Raw genomic sequence first — 14871 nt, 5'->3', positions numbered from 1 at the left:
GCCCCACCCACCACTACCCGTTCCGGCTGCTGCCGCCGAAGACCATGCGGGCTCCTGGGGCGGGGCCTTGCGGGTCCGCGCGGGCGCGGCCGCCGCCGGCGGGTGCGCGGCGGCCGTCTCGGAGGCGGGAATGGACAGGTCCAGCCGCGTCTCGATCCGCTCGACGCGCTGCAGCAGCGCCGACTCCGTGTCGCTGGCCGAGGGCAGCAGCAGCCGCGCGCAAACCACCTCGAGCAGCAGGCGCGGCGCCGTCGCGCCGCGCATCTCGCCCAGCCCCGCCTGCACGACCTCGGCGTAGCGGGTCAGGGTGGCCGACCCGAGGCGGACGGCCTGGTCGCGCATGCGGTCGAGCACGTCCTCCGGGGCGTCCACCACGCCGCGGCTGACCGCGTCCGGAACCGCCTGCAGCACGATGAGGTCGCGGAACCGCTCCAGCAGGTCGGTGGCGAAGCGCCGCGGGTCGTGGCCCGCATCGATCACCGACTCCACCGCGCCGAACAACGCCTCGGCGTCCGACGCGGCGAGGGCGTCCACCGCGTCGTCGATCAGCGCGACGTCGGTGGCGCCCAACAGCCCGAGGGCCCGCGGATAGGTGACATGGGGCCCCTCGGGACCGGTCTCAGAACCCGCCAGCAGCTGGTCGAGCACCGACAGCGTGTCGCGGGGTGAGCCGCCGCCCGCGCGGATCACCAACGGGACAACCGCGTCGTCGACGACGACGCCCTCCTGCTCGCAGATCCGCCCGATCAACGCCCGCATGGTCTTCGGCGGCAGCAGCCGGAACGGGTAGTGGTGGGTGCGCGACCGGATCGTCGGCAGCACCTTCTCCGGTTCGGTGGTGGCGAAGATGAAGATCAGGTGCTCGGGCGGCTCCTCCACGATCTTGAGCAGCGCGTTGAACCCCGCGGTGGTCACCATGTGCGCCTCGTCGATGATGAACACCCGGTAGCGGGACTGCGCCGGCGCGTAGAACGCGCGGTCCCGCAGCTCGCGGGTGTCGTCCACGCCGCCGTGGCTGGCAGCATCCAGTTCCACCACGTCGATGCTGCCCGGGGCGTTCGGAGCCAGCGCCGTGCACGACTCGCACACCCCGCACGGATTGGCCGTCGGCCCCTGCACGCAGTTCAGCGAGCGCGCCAGGATGCGCGCCGACGAGGTTTTCCCGCAGCCGCGCGGCCCCGAGAACAGATAGGCGTGGTTGATCCGGCCCGCTTCCAAAGCGATCGACAGCGGCTCGGTGACGTGCTCCTGCCCCACCACCTCGGCGAAGGTTGCCGGTCGGTACTTGCGGTAGAGGGCCACGGTCAGCAGGCTACCGGCGTCGTCCGACTAGAGCGCGGCTGGCGTGTGCTCGCCGTCAGCTCACACTTGACGCGGCGGAGACGAGCAGCGACTCCGAGGCCGCCAGCAGCGCACAAGTGGCCAGCCCGTCGACCGCATCGCGCAGGTCCGGCAGCGACGGGAACGTGGGTGCGATCCGGATGTTCTTGTCGTCCGGGTCTTTTCGGTACGGGAACGACGCGCCCGCATCGGTCACAGCGATGCCCGCGTCCTTGGCCAGCGCCACGGTCCGGCGCGCCGTACCAGGCAACACGTCGAGGCTGATGAAGTAACCGCCCTGGGGTTCGGTCCACGAGGCGATCTTGGAGTCGCTCAGCCGCTTGTCCAGAATTTCCAGCGCCAACTCGAATTTCGGCGCCAGGATCCGCTGGTGGCGCAGCATGTGCAGGCGGACCCCGTCGGCGTCGCGGAAGAAGCGCAGGTGCCGCAGCTGGTTGACCTTGTCCGGGCCGATCGACTTCTTCGCCGCGTACTGCAGGTACCACGCGATATTGCCCAGCGATCCGCCCAGGAAGCTCACGCCCGCGCCGGCGAAGGTGATCTTCGAGGTGGACGCGAAGACGTAGGGCCGGTTCGGGTTGCCGGCCGCGGCGGCCAGCCCCAGCACGTCGATCTGGTGAGCGAAGTCATGCGTCAACGTGTGCACGGCGTACGCGTTGTCCCAGAACAGGCGGAAATCGGGCGCCGCCGTCCGCATCTGAACCAGCCGGCGCACCGCCTCCCATGAGTAGGTGATTCCGGTGGGGTTACCGAACACCGGCACCGTCCACATGCCCTTGATCGCCGGGTCGACCGCGACCAGCTCCTCGATCAGGTCGACGTCGGGACCGTCGGCCAGCATCGGGACGGGGATCATCTCGATGCCCATCGTCTCGGTGATGTTGAAGTGCCGGTCGTAGCCGGGAACGGGGCACAGGAATTTGACGCTCGCCTCGTCCTTCCAGGGGCGCTGGGAGTCGACGCCGCCATACAGCATCGAGAAGGCGACGAGGTCGTGCATCAGTTCAAGGCTGGAGTTGTTGCCGGCGATCAGGTTGGGCACTGCGATGCCGAGCAGTTCCCCGAAGATGGCCCGCAGCTCGGGCAGGCCGTGCAGGCCGCCGTAGTTGCGGGTGTCGGTGCCCTCGCCGTCGCGGTAGTCGTCACCGGGCAGGCTCAGCAACTGGTTGGACAGGTCGAGCTGCTCGGGCGCCGGTTTGCCGCGGGTCAGATCGAGGGACAGCTTCTTGGCCTGCAGATCCGCGTAATCCTGCTGGTTGCGCGCATGCAGAGCCGCTAACTCTTCAGGGCTGAGGGAATCGAAAGACACCATGGGCCCTTTCGCCTTGAACGCTGGAATCATCAGTGGCGATCGCAAGCGCGGCGGAGCCGGGCGAAGCGGGTCGCCACTCATCGGACATAGGGGACCCCGCGCACCCGACAGAGCCCATTGACCCTTGCTGCCTTCCGGCCCTGGGGGAGTTCACAGGATAGACGCCGCGCGGGGTCCACGGCGAGTCTAATACCTCGGATGAAGTAGCCGACGTGCGACTCCAGGGCCGTGGGGGCCTCGGTTACCATGGCCACGGAGGATTCGCCTAGTGGCCTATGGCGCTCGCCTGGAACGCGGGTTGGGTTAACAGCCCTCGCGGGTTCAAATCCCGCATCCTCCGCAATTGGTCCGCCATGCGGACAGCACGAATTGGTCTGGAATTGGGTCGGCCGCCTTTAGGCTGGCGTGGACTCACCAGCACGAGGAGGGGTATGGGGCGCAAGATCGCCGTGCCGTGGCACCTGCTGTTCTCCATCGCCGCCGGCGTCCTCTACTTCTTTTTCGTGTTGCCCCGTTGGCCGGAGCTGATGGGTGACACGACGCATTCGTTGGGGACGGGGCTTCGGATCGCGACGGGCGCGCTGGTCGCTCTGGCCGCGCTGCCGGTGGTGTTCAACCTGTTGCGGGTGCGCAAGCCGGAGTTGGGGACGCCGCAGCTGGCCCTCACTCTCAGGGTCGCCTCGATCGTGGCCCATGTGCTGGCCGGCGTGCTCATCATCGGCACGGCGATCAGCGAAATCTGGCTGAGCCTGGACGCCGCCGGGCGGTATCTGTTCGCGATCTACGGCGCCGCCGCCGCGATCGGATTGCTCGGGTTCTTCGCGTTCTACCTGTCGTTCCTCGCCGAGTTGCCGCCGCCCCCGCCGAAACCGATCAAGGCGAAGAAACCCAAGAAGCGTCGGTTGCGCCGCAAGGCGGGCGAGGAGGCCGACGGCGAGGAAGACGGCGAACCCACCGACGAGGCTGAGGCCGAGGAGACAGAGGCCGAAGAGGCCGAGGCCGACGAGTCGGAGGAAACCGAGGCGGTCACGGCCGAGCGCTCCGAAGAGACGGCCGAGGTGGCCGCGGCTTCCGAGCCGACAGAAGAGCCCGCCGAGGCGGAAGAGCCCACCGAGGCCAGCGAGGCCAAGTTGCGCAACCGCCGCCCGACCGGCAAGGGGTCGCATCGGATGCGGCGCCGGCGCACCAGGGGCGGCGTCGCCGTCGAAGAAGCCCTCGACGAGGAATAGTCAGTCGCGCCGCCGCAGGCGCTCCACGTAGGCGGCGATGCGTTGCAGGGTCCCGTCCGAGCCCCACATCTGGCGGACCTCGTCGTCGACACTCCGGCCGTCGTGGATGCGCGCCATCGTCGGGGCCCGCAGCTGGGTCTTGGTCTGCCGATAGGCGTCGGCCGGGACGCCACCGAGGTCGGATGCCTCCGCCACGGCCGCCTCGAGGAGATCGTCTTCGACCACCCGGTGGGCGAGCCCGCGGGCCACGGCTTCCGCACCGCGATAGGTGCGCCCGCCCAGCAGCACCTCCTCGGCGCGATCGCCGCAGGCGTAGCGCATGACCTCCAGCGCGGCGACCGGGAACGGCACCCCGACGCGCACCTCCGCCGCCCCGATCTGCGCTTCGGGGCCGATGAGCCGGCGGTCGCAGGCGCACGCGAGCACACATCCGCCCGCGATGGCCGCGCCGTTGATGGCGGCGACGGTCGGGCCCGGATAGGCGAACATCGCCTCGAACGCCGCCGACAGCGCCGGGACCAGCCGGTCGGTGTAGCCGGCGCCGCCCTGCACCACGCGGTTCAGGTCGACCCCGGCGCTGAACGCCCGGCCGGCCCCGGTGACGACCAGCGCGCCGGCGTCCGAGCGACCCAGATCGTGGACGGCCAGGGTCAGCTCGTCGAGCAGCTCGACGTCCTGGGCGTTGACCGGACCCGCCGACAGGGTCAGCACCTGCACGGTTCCCACGGTCTTGATGTCGATCATCGTCACGTCCCCGGTCAGCGGTTCACGGCCGCGATGACGACCGGAATGTCGGTGTTCTCGTCGGTGTGATAGCTCGCGCACACGCGGTGGTAGCCGTCGGCGATCTGTAACGGCACACCGGTCGGGAAGTCGCCGCGGACCAGCAGGATGGGCGACAGCGGTTGGCCCTTCTCGATCTTGGTCAGGTCCGCGGCGACGTGCGGATTGTCGACCGGCAACAGGCCCAGCCGCGCCGCCCGCAGGATGTCCTTGGCCTTGCGGTGTGTGACCGTGCCGGCCTTCAGCTTCTTGATCACCTTTTTGACGGTCGCCGAGTCCGCGACCATCGTCAGGTAGTCCGCCGCCGCCGGAAAGTCATGGGCCTCAGGCTTTTCCAGCCACTTCACGCTCAGCATTGAGTGCCTCCTTCGCCCGCGCCGACCTCGACGCAGCCTACCGGTTCGACGCCACGAAATTTGGGATCGGTAGCGAATCGGGCGATCTGTACTTGCGGCATGGCGACGCCAGCGGGGCGGCGCACGGAGGAAGGGAACCGCAAGTGAAACGTCTTCTCGCGGCTGCGATTGGGACACTGGGCGCCGCATCGGTGCTGGTGGGGTGCTCCAGCGGCGGCCACTCGGCCAGCCCGGCATCGAGCACGGCACCCAGCGTCGCCAATGGCGGCGGGGCGCAGGTCAAGGTTGGCGGCACCGACCTGGCGGGCCTGGACCCGGCCTCGGTGACCTGCGTCAGGACCGGCGGCAAGATCGACATCGGCAGCGGCTCCAGCGGCGGACGGCAGGCGCTCGCCGTCGTGATGACCGACGAGTCCACGCCGAAGGTCGAGTCGCTGGCGATGGTGGTCGACGGCAACGCCCTGTCGGTCAGCAACAACATGGGCGCGAAGGTCGGTTCGGCCAACGTGGCGGTGGACGGCAAGACCTACACCATCACGGGGCAGGCGCAGGGTGCCGACCTGAAGAACCCGATGGCCGGCATGATCAGCAAGGACTTCAACATCAAGGTGACCTGCGGCTGATCGGTTGCGACCGAGCGGCGGATGTGCCTGGATCGCGCGTCCGCCGCTCGCCGCTTTCCCTGCCCGGGCGACACCCGCGGACTTATGATGCAGCCGTGTCGATCCCCGGCGAGTTGGACAACGCGCGCCGCCTGGCGTTCGCGGCCGACGAAGCCGGGGCGCGTGATCTGCTGCTTTCCCTGATACCGCGCATCGAGCGGGAAGACCGGGACGATCTGATGCTGGAAGTCCTCGCCCAGCTCGGCGAGATCTACCTCGAGCGCGGCGCGAATGACGGCGTGCGCGAATCCATCCGGCGCATCCAGGACTGCGTGGCGATCTACGCGAGCATGCCCGCCGACGCAGGCATCACACACATGATCCACCGGTACTCGCGGCGGGCTCAGTTTCTGCAAACCGGCCTGGCCGGGGCCAGCGGCGATCACGAGGGAGCGGCGGCGGCGCTGGCCGCGTTGGACGACGACGCGGATGTTCCCGGCCTGGCCGACGAACATGCTCGCCTGCGCATTCACGCGCTCGTATTGTGCGCGACCGCGCTGTGCGACGACGACCTGCACGCCCGGTCGGCCCCGTTGTGGGAGAAGGTGGTTCGCGGCCTGGTCGACTACCGCGAGAGCGGCGAGGCCGCCGACCACCTCCGGGTCGTCGCCGGCATCGGGTACGGCAGGTTCTGCGTCCAAACGGGCCGGCTCCCCGAAGCCGATCCGTGGCTGCGTCGCGCGGAAGCCCGGGCGCAGGCCAACGGCTGGGAATTGGCCACGGCGCAAGCACGATTGGAGCGGGCGGCGGCGCGCTGGGCGGCCAACGACCACGCCGGCACCGAACAGCTGGTGTCGGAGGCCTACCCCGTCATCGCCCGCCATGCCCGGGCACACGACGTCGCCCGGTGCTGGCTGTATATGGGGCTCACCCGGCTGGGGGCCGGCGCCCTGGAAGCCGCCGACGAGTGCTGGGAACACGCCGAGCGGCACTGGCGCGAACTGGGTAAGCCGCTGCATCTGCACCGTATCCTGTTGCAGCGCAGCTGGATAGCGATCTTCTGGAGCCGCTTCGCCGAGGCGGTCGAGCTGATCGCCCAGGCGCGCGAACTGCTCGACTCGTCGCCACGCAGCAGCTGGCTGCAGTACGCACTCCTCGACAATCATCTCGGCACGGTGTGGCGCGCGGACGCATTGGCGGACCTCGGTTTCGACAGCTCGGGCGATCCCGACGAGACGCTGCAGGAAACCGAGGCGCGGCAGGCGGAGGGGCTCGGCATCCTCCACGGGGAAGTCGGCACCGACGAATACCGGCGCGGCATGACGAAGCTTCAGCAGGCCGCCGAGCTGAAGGTGCCGGCAGCCCTGGCGGTCGACTCGGTGCGGTATTCGATGGCCGACACCGACGCGCGATCGCGCTGGGCCACCAGCATTTCGGCCCCCGTCCTGGCCGGTGCTTTCGCCGTCGCCTGGGAATGGGAGAACACCGAACTGATCAGTGAGCTGGTCGAATATCACAGCGCGCGAGGGACTTTCGGTACGGGCCCGCAGCGGCCGCCAACCGGCGAATGGGCGTCGACGGCCACCGCCCCGGTTGCCCTGGACGCCGACCTGGAGCCGGCCCCCGCGCTGGCCGCGGCCGGCTCGCCGGCCCCCGGTGGCGCATCGCTGACCCGGCTGGGACCGTTGCCGCCGTTGCGGATGCAGCCGGACACCGAGCCGATCCTGAGTCGCTATCGGACGTTGGCTTTCCAGCGCTACGGCCGCGACGTCACCGCGACCGAGCCCGCGTGGTCGACCTGGCCATGACCGACGCCGGCCGGGCCACCCTGATCCTGCGGTACGCCGACGTCGGGATCGCCACCTACGCCAGCTTGCGGGTCGTCGGCGAGCCGTCGCGCACCGTCAACTGGGTCATCGAAGAGCCGCTGCTGCTGGCGGCGCTGGAAGAACTGGCGAACGCCCTGCCCGAGCCGCACGGCGCCGAGAGCAGGCGGGACGCCATCAAACGCGCGCTCACCACCGGGCCGTTCGCGACGACGGAGAGCGAGTTGACGCTCGCCTACATCCTCGGGGTGCTGCTGATCGGCTCCGCCGGCTGGCAACTGCTGGCCGAGTCCGTGGCCACGCCGCGCGCCGTCCTGTTCGTCTCGCCCAGCGCGCGGCTGGCGCGCGTCCCGTGGGGGCTGCTGGCGGTGCCGAAATCGGGTCCAAACAAGGAAGAACTGGTGCGCGCCCGCCAGGAGGCCATCACCGCCAGCGGCCGGGCAGCGGCGCGAATCCCCTGGCAGCTCGCCGACATCGGGAAGCACACGGACGGCCACCGGCTGATGGAACTGGTCGACGTCCTGATGGCGGTGCCGCCGAACATCGTCCACTCACCGCGGGCGCCGGCCGGATGGGACGCCAGGAAGGACGGTCCGCCGCTGCTGGTCCTCGACCCCAGGGTGCCGGGGCAGCGCCCGGACTCCGCGCTGGGGTCGGTGCTGGGCAGGCCCGCGCCGGAAACACCGCTGGCGCGGCACTTCTCCGACGTGCTGGAGCACCGGCCGGTCCTGCCGGGCATTGAATCTCCGGCCACCGCGGTCGAACTGTTCCGTCGGCAGGACGCCGATCGCACATGGCTGGCCAAGCTGCTGGCTCAGGCCCCGAGCAGGCTGCTCTACGTCGGCCACGCGAGTTCGGCGGACGGCCAGGCCGATCGGGCCGCGCTGCACCTGGCCGATACCGCCGAGGTGCCCGGCGACGCCGACGCGATCGGTGATCACCGCCCGCTGACCGCGTCGGACCTGATAGCCCTGCAACTGCCGATGCCGCCCCGGGTGGCCCTGCTCGCGTGCGGGTCGGGCGGCGACTATCAATTCGACGAGGCGACCGGACTGGTGGCGGCGATGATCCTGGGCGGCGCACAGTTGGTGACGGCTACCCTGTGGTCGCTGCCCACCACGGCGGCGTATCGGCAGTTCGCCACGGCGGCCGCCGATCCGATGGCCGACGTCGTGGCCGCCGTGGATCGCGCGCATGGCGCGGAAGGAGACGCCGGGTGCGCGGTGAACCGTTGGCAGCGTGAGCAGATGCGGCGCTGGCGCGACGGCGAGGTGACGGCCTGCCCGTTGTATTGGGCCGCGGTTGCCACGTTCGCGGTGGACGGCGCACGGTAGCGACTCACGGCGAGGCGACGAAGGCCGCCTGCACCGCCAGCACGTCGTCCGGCAGCGAAAGTTCGTCGCGCGCAGCGGGATCAAACGCCACCAGAACGACCAGGCCGGGTCGCAGCATCGACAGGTCGACGTCGCCGCCGCAGCGCGCCAACTTTCCGATGAAGGTTTCCCCGGAGACGGCGACCACCTCGATGAAAACCTGCCGCTCGACGGTGCGCACGGTGCCAACCCCGACGGCGCGCTCCCCGCGGCCGCGACGGCGGGCGTGCCTGATCCGGTCAACCAGCACCCACAGCTTGTTCATGCGACCAGGGTGAGGCCACCGACCGGCTACCGAACCCAAGTTTTCGGCTGCCGCGTTTCGCGCGGTGGCCCTATTCTGTGCTGATGAGCCCGGATTCGCAGCTGGCCGTCGCGGTCGGCCACCCACGCCGGTCGGTGATCGACGGAGCATGGCGGGCGATCGGTCCCGGCGTGGAGGTGCTCAGCAGCGACGACGGCGGCCCATTGAGCCGCACCGTCAAACGCATCATCGACCCGTTGGTGCTCCGGTTGCGGTCGAACCCGCAATATTCGGCTCCCGTCGTCGCCCCCGAGACGGCCGCGGCGATGTACGACCTGATCGTCGGCAACGGCGCCGAATTGCGCTCGGCCGCAGCGTGGTTCGAGGTCCTCAAATTGGAGCGCCGCCGGCAGCGCATCCGCACCGGAAACGCGCAGGAACTGTACTTCCCGGTGTGCTACGAGCTCGCGGTGACGAAAGGCCCACCGGCACCGCAGGATCGCGAGACGGCCGCCACCGTGCTGGGCGACATCCACCAGGGCCGTGACCGCACCGCGATCGAGGTGCTGCACCAATACCTGGCCGATCCCGAAGCGGTCGCCAAGCTGGCCGACCAGCTCGACCGCAGCTGGCGCGACGTGCGGGCCGGCAACACCGTCACCGCCCCCTTCCTGGCCGAGCTCACCACCGTGCTCGGACCGGCCAACAGCCACCGCAGCGCGACGGCCCGGCAGCGCGTCTGGTCGGCGATGATCGCCGACGCGACGCCGTACAACCTGGGGGCGTTGGCGCGCGTCGATGGGGCGGAACTACCGTGGTCGATCGTCGAACTCGGCCTGAGTTCGGTTGCCCCGCAACGACCTCCACAAGTTGCCGGCGAATCCGACAGCGACCGGCCGCTGGACCGCAGCGTGGTCGACCGGGTGCGCGCGACACTGCGCCGCGCCCTGGACCGCGACGCGCTGCCCGACATCCCCCTGCTCTGCGAGGAGGAGGTCGACCGGGCCTGCGCGCCCTGGGGGCTGATGGCCGAGGACAAACAGGCCACGCTCGTCGCTGGGGTCGAGGTCGCGGTGGAGCTGGCCCCGCTGGACCCATCGGTCGCCAGCCGCTACGCCCTGGCGGCACAGATTCAGGCGCGGCTGCGCAAGGAGGCCTACGTGCTGCACGCCAGGCGCTACCTCGCCGAGGGCGGCCCAATCCATCCCCGCCAGCGGCAGGTGGTCGACGACCTCGCCGCGTACCCGCAGCCCTACCTGAGCCGGCTGTGGGCGCGGCTGCACGGCCGCGACGTGTGGCAGGAGCCGTGCGACGACGTGGACGACGTGCGGTCGCTGCTCGAGGGCGTCGCGCGGTCGGTGAGCCTGGACCACCGGCAGCGGATCAAGGCGATGCTGGAATTGCAGGTGGCCGGATGAGATTGGTTGCCGATTCCGGCCTGTGGAGCACCGGCCCCGCCAGCGAGGCGACACCGCTGGCGGCGGTGCTGGAGGTCAGCGGCGCGGTGCTGTCGTGGACCCTGGACGACCACGACGACGCGGCGGCCCACATCACGTTCACCGATCGCGGCCGCGCCGACTGGCTTTGGCGGATCCTCGGCGAATCCGGACACGTCGCCCTGGCTTCGGCGGTGGGGTCGGCGAACGACCCACACGGCATCGACCTCGCCGGCGTGGACATCCTGCCGGGCTCGGTCGCCCCGCTCCGCAGGCTGGCCGTGGGCCACTGGTTGCGGCGCTGGTGGCCCGCCAGCCGGCGCGACGGCATCGCCGGGCTCGACCGCGCGCTGCTGGACCTCGAAGTCGCGTTGCTGACCGCGGGCGCGCAGGGCTTCTTCGCCGACGACACCTTCGATTCCGATGTCGCGGGATTGCTGGCGCCGCACGGCGTCGCGCTGGCCGCGCACGTCGCAGACGGTGATCCGCGCGCGCTCGATCTGGTGCGGGCCGGCGTCGACCTGGCCGACGAACTGGGGGCGGACGGCCCAGGCTGGGCCGAACTCTATGCCGCCCTAGATGATTCGGACATATCCTTGAGCGTGCCGAGCGGCCGCCGCGACGACTACGCGCTGGCCGCCGGCGCGGGCGCGGGCCCGCGCACCGCGGCCCCGATCGCCCGCGGTGTCGCGTCGGTCAACTGGGGTGGAGTTCCGCCCGGCATCTTCGACGCGGGTGAGAACACCGTCGACTGGACGATCGAGGCGGCCGGGACGGCCATCGTGGCCCTGGTGCGGGCAGCGGTCATCGGACCGGACGCGCCCACCGGCGTCGAGGTGCGACTGCGCTCCGGCGTGATTTCCGGCGCCGGCGCCCTCGATGCCGCCGGCCGCGCGACCGTCCCGCTGGTCGACGGCGCGCACCGTGGGCTCACGGAATCGGCGGCGTGGGACCACGATTGGTCGGCGACGTCGGTGCAAGTCGGCGCCGACACCACGGAGTCGCCCGAAACCCGGCAACGCGTGCGACGGTGGGCACGGGCGCGGCTGGACCGGCCGGCCGACGACGCGTTCCTCGCCGAGATTCTGGCGGCCGAATCCGCCTACTAACACCGGCGCCCATTCCCTATGCTGAGCGAGTGCCAAACAACTATCGAGTGGTTCAGTGGAACACCGGCAATGTCGGCAAGAGCTCGCTGAAGTCGATCGTGGCCAACCCCACCTATGAACTGGTGGGCTGCTACGCCTGGTCGGCGGAAAAGGTCGGCCGCGACGCCGGGGAACTCGTCGGCATCCCGCCGCTGGGCGTGGCGGCCACCAACGACGTCGACGCGCTGCTCGCGCTGAAGCCGGACTGTGTGGTCTACAACCCGATGTGGATCGACGTCGACGAGCTGGTCCGCATTTTGTCCGCGGGCGTCAACGTGGTGACCACGGCGTCGTTCATCACCGGGGGGAACCTAGGGAACGGCCGCGAGAAGTTGGCGGAGGCCTGCGAGAAGGGCGGTGCCACGATCTTCGGGTCGGGGGTGAGCCCCGGTTTCGCCGAGCTGCTGGCCATCGTGTCGGCGATGGTGTGCAACCGGATCGACAAGGTCACGGTGAACGAGGCCGCCGACACCACGTTCTACGACTCACCGGAGACCGAGAAGCCGGTAGGCTTCGGCCAGCCGATCGACCACCCGGAGCTGCCGGCGATGGCGGCGAAGGGGACGGCCATCTTCGGCGAGGCCGTCCGGCTTGTGGGCGACGCGCTCGGCGTCGAGCTCGACGAGGTGAAGTGCGTGGCCGAGTTCGCCCAGACCACGGCGGATCTCGAAATGGCGTCCTGGACCATCCCCGCCGGGTGCGTGGCGGGCGTGTACATCAGCTGGCAGGGCATCGTCGGCGGCGCCACCCTGATCGACCTGAATGTGCGGTGGCGCAAGGGGCAGACGCTCGAACCCGACTGGAAAATCGAACAGGACGGCTGGGTCATCCAGATCGACGGGCAACCAACCGTGACCACCAAGGTCGGCTTCCTGCCGCCGCCGTACTTCGAGGCCACCACCATCGAGGAGTTCATGGACCTCGGGCACATCATGACCGCGATGCCGGCGATCAACGCGATCCCCGCCGTCGTCGCGGCGGCGCCGGGCATCGTCAGCTACACCGATCTTCCGCTGACACTGCCGCGTGGGAACGCCCATGTCAGCATGAAGCGGTGACCGCGAAGCGCATCGTCGTTGCCGTTGCGGCCGTGGCGAGTTGGGCGATGCTGAGCGGGCCGCTCGACTCCCCCGCCGCTCATGCCGACCCGTGCCCGGCCGTCGAGGTGGCGTTCGCCCGCGGAACCGGCCAGCCCGCGGGTGTCGGCAGCGTGGGCCAGGCGTTCATCGACTCGCTCGGCGCCCAAATTTCCGGGCGGTCAATGGGCGTCTACCCGGTCAACTACCCCGCGACCGAGGCCTTCGCGGCGAGCGCGCAGAGCGGTGCCGACGACTTGGTCGCCCACGTGCAGGACATGATGGGTCGCTGCCCCATCACCCGGTTGGTGCTCGGCGGATTCTCGCAGGGCGCGGGGGTGATCGACTTGGCCACGCCGGCCATGCCGCCCCAGGCGCCCGAGCACGTCGCGGCGATCGCCGTCTTCGGCAATCCGACGAGCGCACTCGCGAATCGGGTGTCGGGCACCGTGTTTCCCCCGATCGGCCCGCCGTACGCCGCAAAGACCATCGACATGTGCGCCGCCGGCGACCCGGCGTGCTCCGACGACTCCACCATCAACGTCTATGCGCACGCCTCGTATGTGCGGTCCGGGATGACGGCGCAGGCCGCCAGCTTGGTCGCCGCCCGGTTATAGGGTCGCCTTGCGCCGCCCGGACTTGGCGTAGGTGGCGCCGAGCTGCGGCACCCGCAGCGGGCCCTGATCGCGGGCCGCCAGGACGGCGTTGCGTAGCGGGCGGGCCAGGCCCGCAAAGGATCCCATGTCGAACAGCAACGGCGTCAGCAACCGGTTGTGGACGAAACCGAACGAACTGCCGGCCTCCGGGTCGGCCCAACCGAGCGTTCCGCCGAGACCGACGTGGCCGAAACCGCGGAGCAATCCGGGCACCGGTGATTCGTGGTAACCGAGGTGAAATGGCATGGGCACCACCATGTTCGCGTCCGGCCACTTCCGGCGCGCCTGGCCCGCCAGGCCGCGCGCCAGCTCCTCGGAGAGGTACTTCTTGCCGTCGATGCGGCCGTCGTTGGCCAGCACGGCATACATCTTCGCCAGCCCGCGGCCGGTCACCACCCCGTTGGCGGCGGGGACCTCCCCGTCGAGGAAGGGGGTGTCCCCCTTGATCAGGGAGACGACGCCGGGGAAGTACATCGCGCCCAGCGCGCCGGAGAACGGCAGGCCGGCCATCTTGGGTGCGAGGAAGTTGAACACCGGGGCGCGCAACCTGCCCTGCGGTATCAGGATCTCCGCCGGCTTGGTTGGCGAGCCTGCCGGAGGGCGGCCGAGGTGCAGGCCGTCGGTGTTGAGGGGACGCGCGACCTCCTGGCGAATCAGTTCCCGCATGCCCTTGCCCGTCACCGCCCTGGCCAGACCGGACAGCAGCCATCCGTAGGTCAGCGCGTGATAGGCCTGCACGCCACGCAAGTGGTCGACCGGCGCGGCGGCGAGGCGCTCCTCCATCAGGACGTGGTCCATCAGCTGCGCCTTGGTCACTCCGCGCAGGTGCGACAACCCGGAGCGGTGCCGCAAGACGTCACGGACCGTGATTTCGGCCTTGCCGTTGGCCGCGAACTCCGGCCAGTATTCGGCGACGGGCTCGTCGTAGGACAGCAGGCCGCGGTCGGCCAGCCGATGGATCACCGTCGATGCGACACCCTTCGTCGCGGAGAAGACCATCGCGCCGGTGTCGGCGGTCCAGAGCTGGGTGCCGGCCCGGTCCGACCACCCCGTCCACACGTCGACCACGGGCACGCCGTCGATGTAGACGGCCAACGCTCCGCCGCCGAACCGGCGCCCGGGAAACAGCTGCGCGAACAGCTTGACGACATTGCCGAAATGGGGGTCGGCCGCACCGGAGACTCCACGTGGCAGACCATCGTCGGCGACCAGAAGAGCCGACGGTTTCACGGTGCCCCGATGCCCCGCTACCACGAGGAAGAAGCTATCAGTCGGCCCGGCCGAATTCGCTCGATTCGGCTAGGTGGGCGGCTCCGGGGGCTCCGGCGTGGGGGGTGGCCCGGCCGGCGAGTCCCTCAAATACCTGCGCAGCCGAAGCAGCTGGTTGACCACCATGCCGATGCCGAGCAGCATCAACCCCACCACTATTGCGACCACGATTGCGGCGCTCACGACCTCCATGATGGCAGGGCGGGGGTTTCAACATCTC

The 14871-nt window shown here is 70.1% G+C and carries 15 protein-coding genes, 1 tRNA gene and 1 other RNA gene; 9 read left to right on the top strand and 8 right to left on the bottom strand.

Annotated elements, in window-relative coordinates:
- The 3 genes from A5678_RS02220 to ffs all read right to left on the bottom strand — a co-directional run.
- Positions 1-1302, bottom strand: a 1302-nt coding sequence (locus A5678_RS02220) for a DNA polymerase III subunits gamma/tau (RefSeq protein WP_082945347.1), incomplete at its 3' end; no start/stop codon positions are given.
- Between the two features lie 55 nt (positions 1303-1357).
- The gene (locus A5678_RS02215; protein ID WP_156746726.1) at positions 1358-2650 is read right to left on the bottom strand and encodes an aminotransferase class I/II-fold pyridoxal phosphate-dependent enzyme; all 1293 of its coding nucleotides are present in this window, start codon (positions 2648-2650) and stop codon (positions 1358-1360) included.
- An 88-nt stretch (positions 2651-2738) separates the two neighbouring features.
- Positions 2739-2833, bottom strand: an RNA gene (gene ffs / locus A5678_RS02210) — signal recognition particle sRNA small type.
- Between the two features lie 74 nt (positions 2834-2907).
- On the opposite strand from ffs, the gene A5678_RS02205 reads away from it, so the two are divergent.
- A tRNA-Ser gene (locus A5678_RS02205) sits at positions 2908-2993 on the top strand.
- A gap of 91 nt (positions 2994-3084) precedes the next feature.
- Complete coding sequence (locus A5678_RS02200; protein ID WP_068037743.1) at positions 3085-3882, top strand: hypothetical protein; 798 nt, start codon at positions 3085-3087, stop codon at positions 3880-3882.
- Here the strand turns inward: A5678_RS02200 and A5678_RS02195 are convergent, their stop codons facing one another.
- The gene (locus tag A5678_RS02195) at positions 3883-4626 is read right to left on the bottom strand and encodes an enoyl-CoA hydratase/isomerase family protein (protein ID WP_156746725.1); all 744 of its coding nucleotides are present in this window, start codon (positions 4624-4626) and stop codon (positions 3883-3885) included. It lies immediately after the preceding gene.
- A gap of 14 nt (positions 4627-4640) precedes the next feature.
- The gene (locus A5678_RS02190; protein ID WP_068037736.1) at positions 4641-5021 is read right to left on the bottom strand and encodes a hypothetical protein; all 381 of its coding nucleotides are present in this window, start codon (positions 5019-5021) and stop codon (positions 4641-4643) included.
- Positions 5022-5188: 167 nt separating this feature from the next.
- Here A5678_RS02190 and A5678_RS02185 point away from each other — a divergent pair, with 167 nt between their 5' ends.
- The 3 genes from A5678_RS02185 to A5678_RS02175 all read left to right on the top strand — a co-directional run bounded on the left by A5678_RS02185 (position 5189) and on the right by A5678_RS02175 (position 8783).
- On the top strand, positions 5189-5644 hold the full coding sequence (locus tag A5678_RS02185; RefSeq protein WP_197502012.1) for a lipoprotein LpqH: 456 nt from the start codon (positions 5189-5191) through the stop codon (positions 5642-5644).
- A gap of 95 nt (positions 5645-5739) precedes the next feature.
- A complete protein-coding gene (locus A5678_RS02180; protein ID WP_068037732.1) occupies positions 5740-7431 on the top strand; it encodes a hypothetical protein in 1692 nt (563 codons plus the stop codon).
- Positions 7428-8783, top strand: a complete 1356-nt coding sequence (locus tag A5678_RS02175; RefSeq protein ID WP_068037777.1) for a CHAT domain-containing protein — start codon at positions 7428-7430, stop codon at positions 8781-8783. The genes A5678_RS02180 and A5678_RS02175 overlap by 4 nt, the downstream gene beginning before the upstream one ends.
- Before the next feature lie 4 nt (positions 8784-8787).
- Here A5678_RS02175 and A5678_RS02170 read toward each other — a convergent pair whose 3' ends face one another.
- Positions 8788-9126 carry a hypothetical protein gene (locus tag A5678_RS02170; protein ID WP_068037730.1) on the bottom strand — a complete coding sequence of 113 codons (339 nt, stop codon included), beginning with the start codon at positions 9124-9126 and terminating at the stop codon, positions 8788-8790.
- A 44-nt stretch (positions 9127-9170) separates the two neighbouring features.
- On the opposite strand from A5678_RS02170, the gene A5678_RS02165 reads away from it, so the two are divergent.
- From A5678_RS02165 to A5678_RS02150, 4 genes are read left to right on the top strand one after another with little or no spacing between them, the layout of a single operon-like run.
- Positions 9171-10484, top strand: a complete 1314-nt coding sequence (locus tag A5678_RS02165; protein WP_068037774.1) for a hypothetical protein — start codon at positions 9171-9173, stop codon at positions 10482-10484.
- The gene (locus A5678_RS02160; RefSeq protein ID WP_068037727.1) at positions 10481-11611 is read left to right on the top strand and encodes a hypothetical protein; all 1131 of its coding nucleotides are present in this window, start codon (positions 10481-10483) and stop codon (positions 11609-11611) included. The genes A5678_RS02165 and A5678_RS02160 overlap by 4 nt, the downstream gene beginning before the upstream one ends.
- A 29-nt stretch (positions 11612-11640) precedes the next feature.
- On the top strand, positions 11641-12708 hold the full coding sequence (locus tag A5678_RS02155; RefSeq protein WP_068037724.1) for a dihydrodipicolinate reductase: 1068 nt from the start codon (positions 11641-11643) through the stop codon (positions 12706-12708).
- A gap of 47 nt (positions 12709-12755) precedes the next feature.
- Positions 12756-13343, top strand: a complete 588-nt coding sequence (locus A5678_RS02150) for a cutinase family protein (protein WP_082945348.1) — start codon at positions 12756-12758, stop codon at positions 13341-13343.
- Here A5678_RS02150 and A5678_RS02145 read toward each other — a convergent pair.
- Together A5678_RS02145 and A5678_RS27420 are read right to left on the bottom strand one after the other, a co-directional pair.
- Positions 13338-14612, bottom strand: a complete 1275-nt coding sequence (locus A5678_RS02145; protein ID WP_068037769.1) for a serine hydrolase domain-containing protein — start codon at positions 14610-14612, stop codon at positions 13338-13340. The two genes, A5678_RS02150 and A5678_RS02145, sit on opposite strands and share 6 nt — an antisense overlap.
- Positions 14613-14681: 69 nt before the next feature.
- A complete protein-coding gene (locus A5678_RS27420; RefSeq protein ID WP_197502013.1) occupies positions 14682-14834 on the bottom strand; it encodes a hypothetical protein in 153 nt (50 codons plus the stop codon).
- Between the last annotated feature and the right edge of the window lie 37 nt (positions 14835-14871).

Origin of the sequence: Mycobacterium sp. E2733, assembly GCF_001667585.1 — a bacterium.
Classification (GTDB): domain Bacteria; phylum Actinomycetota; class Actinomycetes; order Mycobacteriales; family Mycobacteriaceae; genus Mycobacterium.
The sequence above is the reverse complement of the archived record's forward strand: the minus strand, read 5'-3'. Positions and strand labels throughout refer to the sequence as shown.

What these genes read in the sequence shown, in the direction of transcription:
- A5678_RS02200 (WP_068037743.1), top strand. Translation starts at nt 3,085, where the DNA reads ATGGGGCGCAAGATCGCCGTGCCGTGGCACCTGCTGTTCTCCATCGCC.
- A5678_RS02195 (WP_156746725.1), bottom strand. Translation starts at nt 4,626, where the DNA reads ATGATCGACATCAAGACCGTGGGAACCGTGCAGGTGCTGACCCTGTCG.
- A5678_RS02190 (WP_068037736.1), bottom strand. Translation starts at nt 5,021, where the DNA reads ATGCTGAGCGTGAAGTGGCTGGAAAAGCCTGAGGCCCATGACTTTCCG.
- A5678_RS02175 (WP_068037777.1), top strand. Translation starts at nt 7,428, where the DNA reads ATGACCGACGCCGGCCGGGCCACCCTGATCCTGCGGTACGCCGACGTC.
- A5678_RS02165 (WP_068037774.1), top strand. Translation starts at nt 9,171, where the DNA reads ATGAGCCCGGATTCGCAGCTGGCCGTCGCGGTCGGCCACCCACGCCGG.
- A5678_RS02160 (WP_068037727.1), top strand. Translation starts at nt 10,481, where the DNA reads ATGAGATTGGTTGCCGATTCCGGCCTGTGGAGCACCGGCCCCGCCAGC.
- A5678_RS02150 (WP_082945348.1), top strand. Translation starts at nt 12,756, where the DNA reads ATGCTGAGCGGGCCGCTCGACTCCCCCGCCGCTCATGCCGACCCGTGC.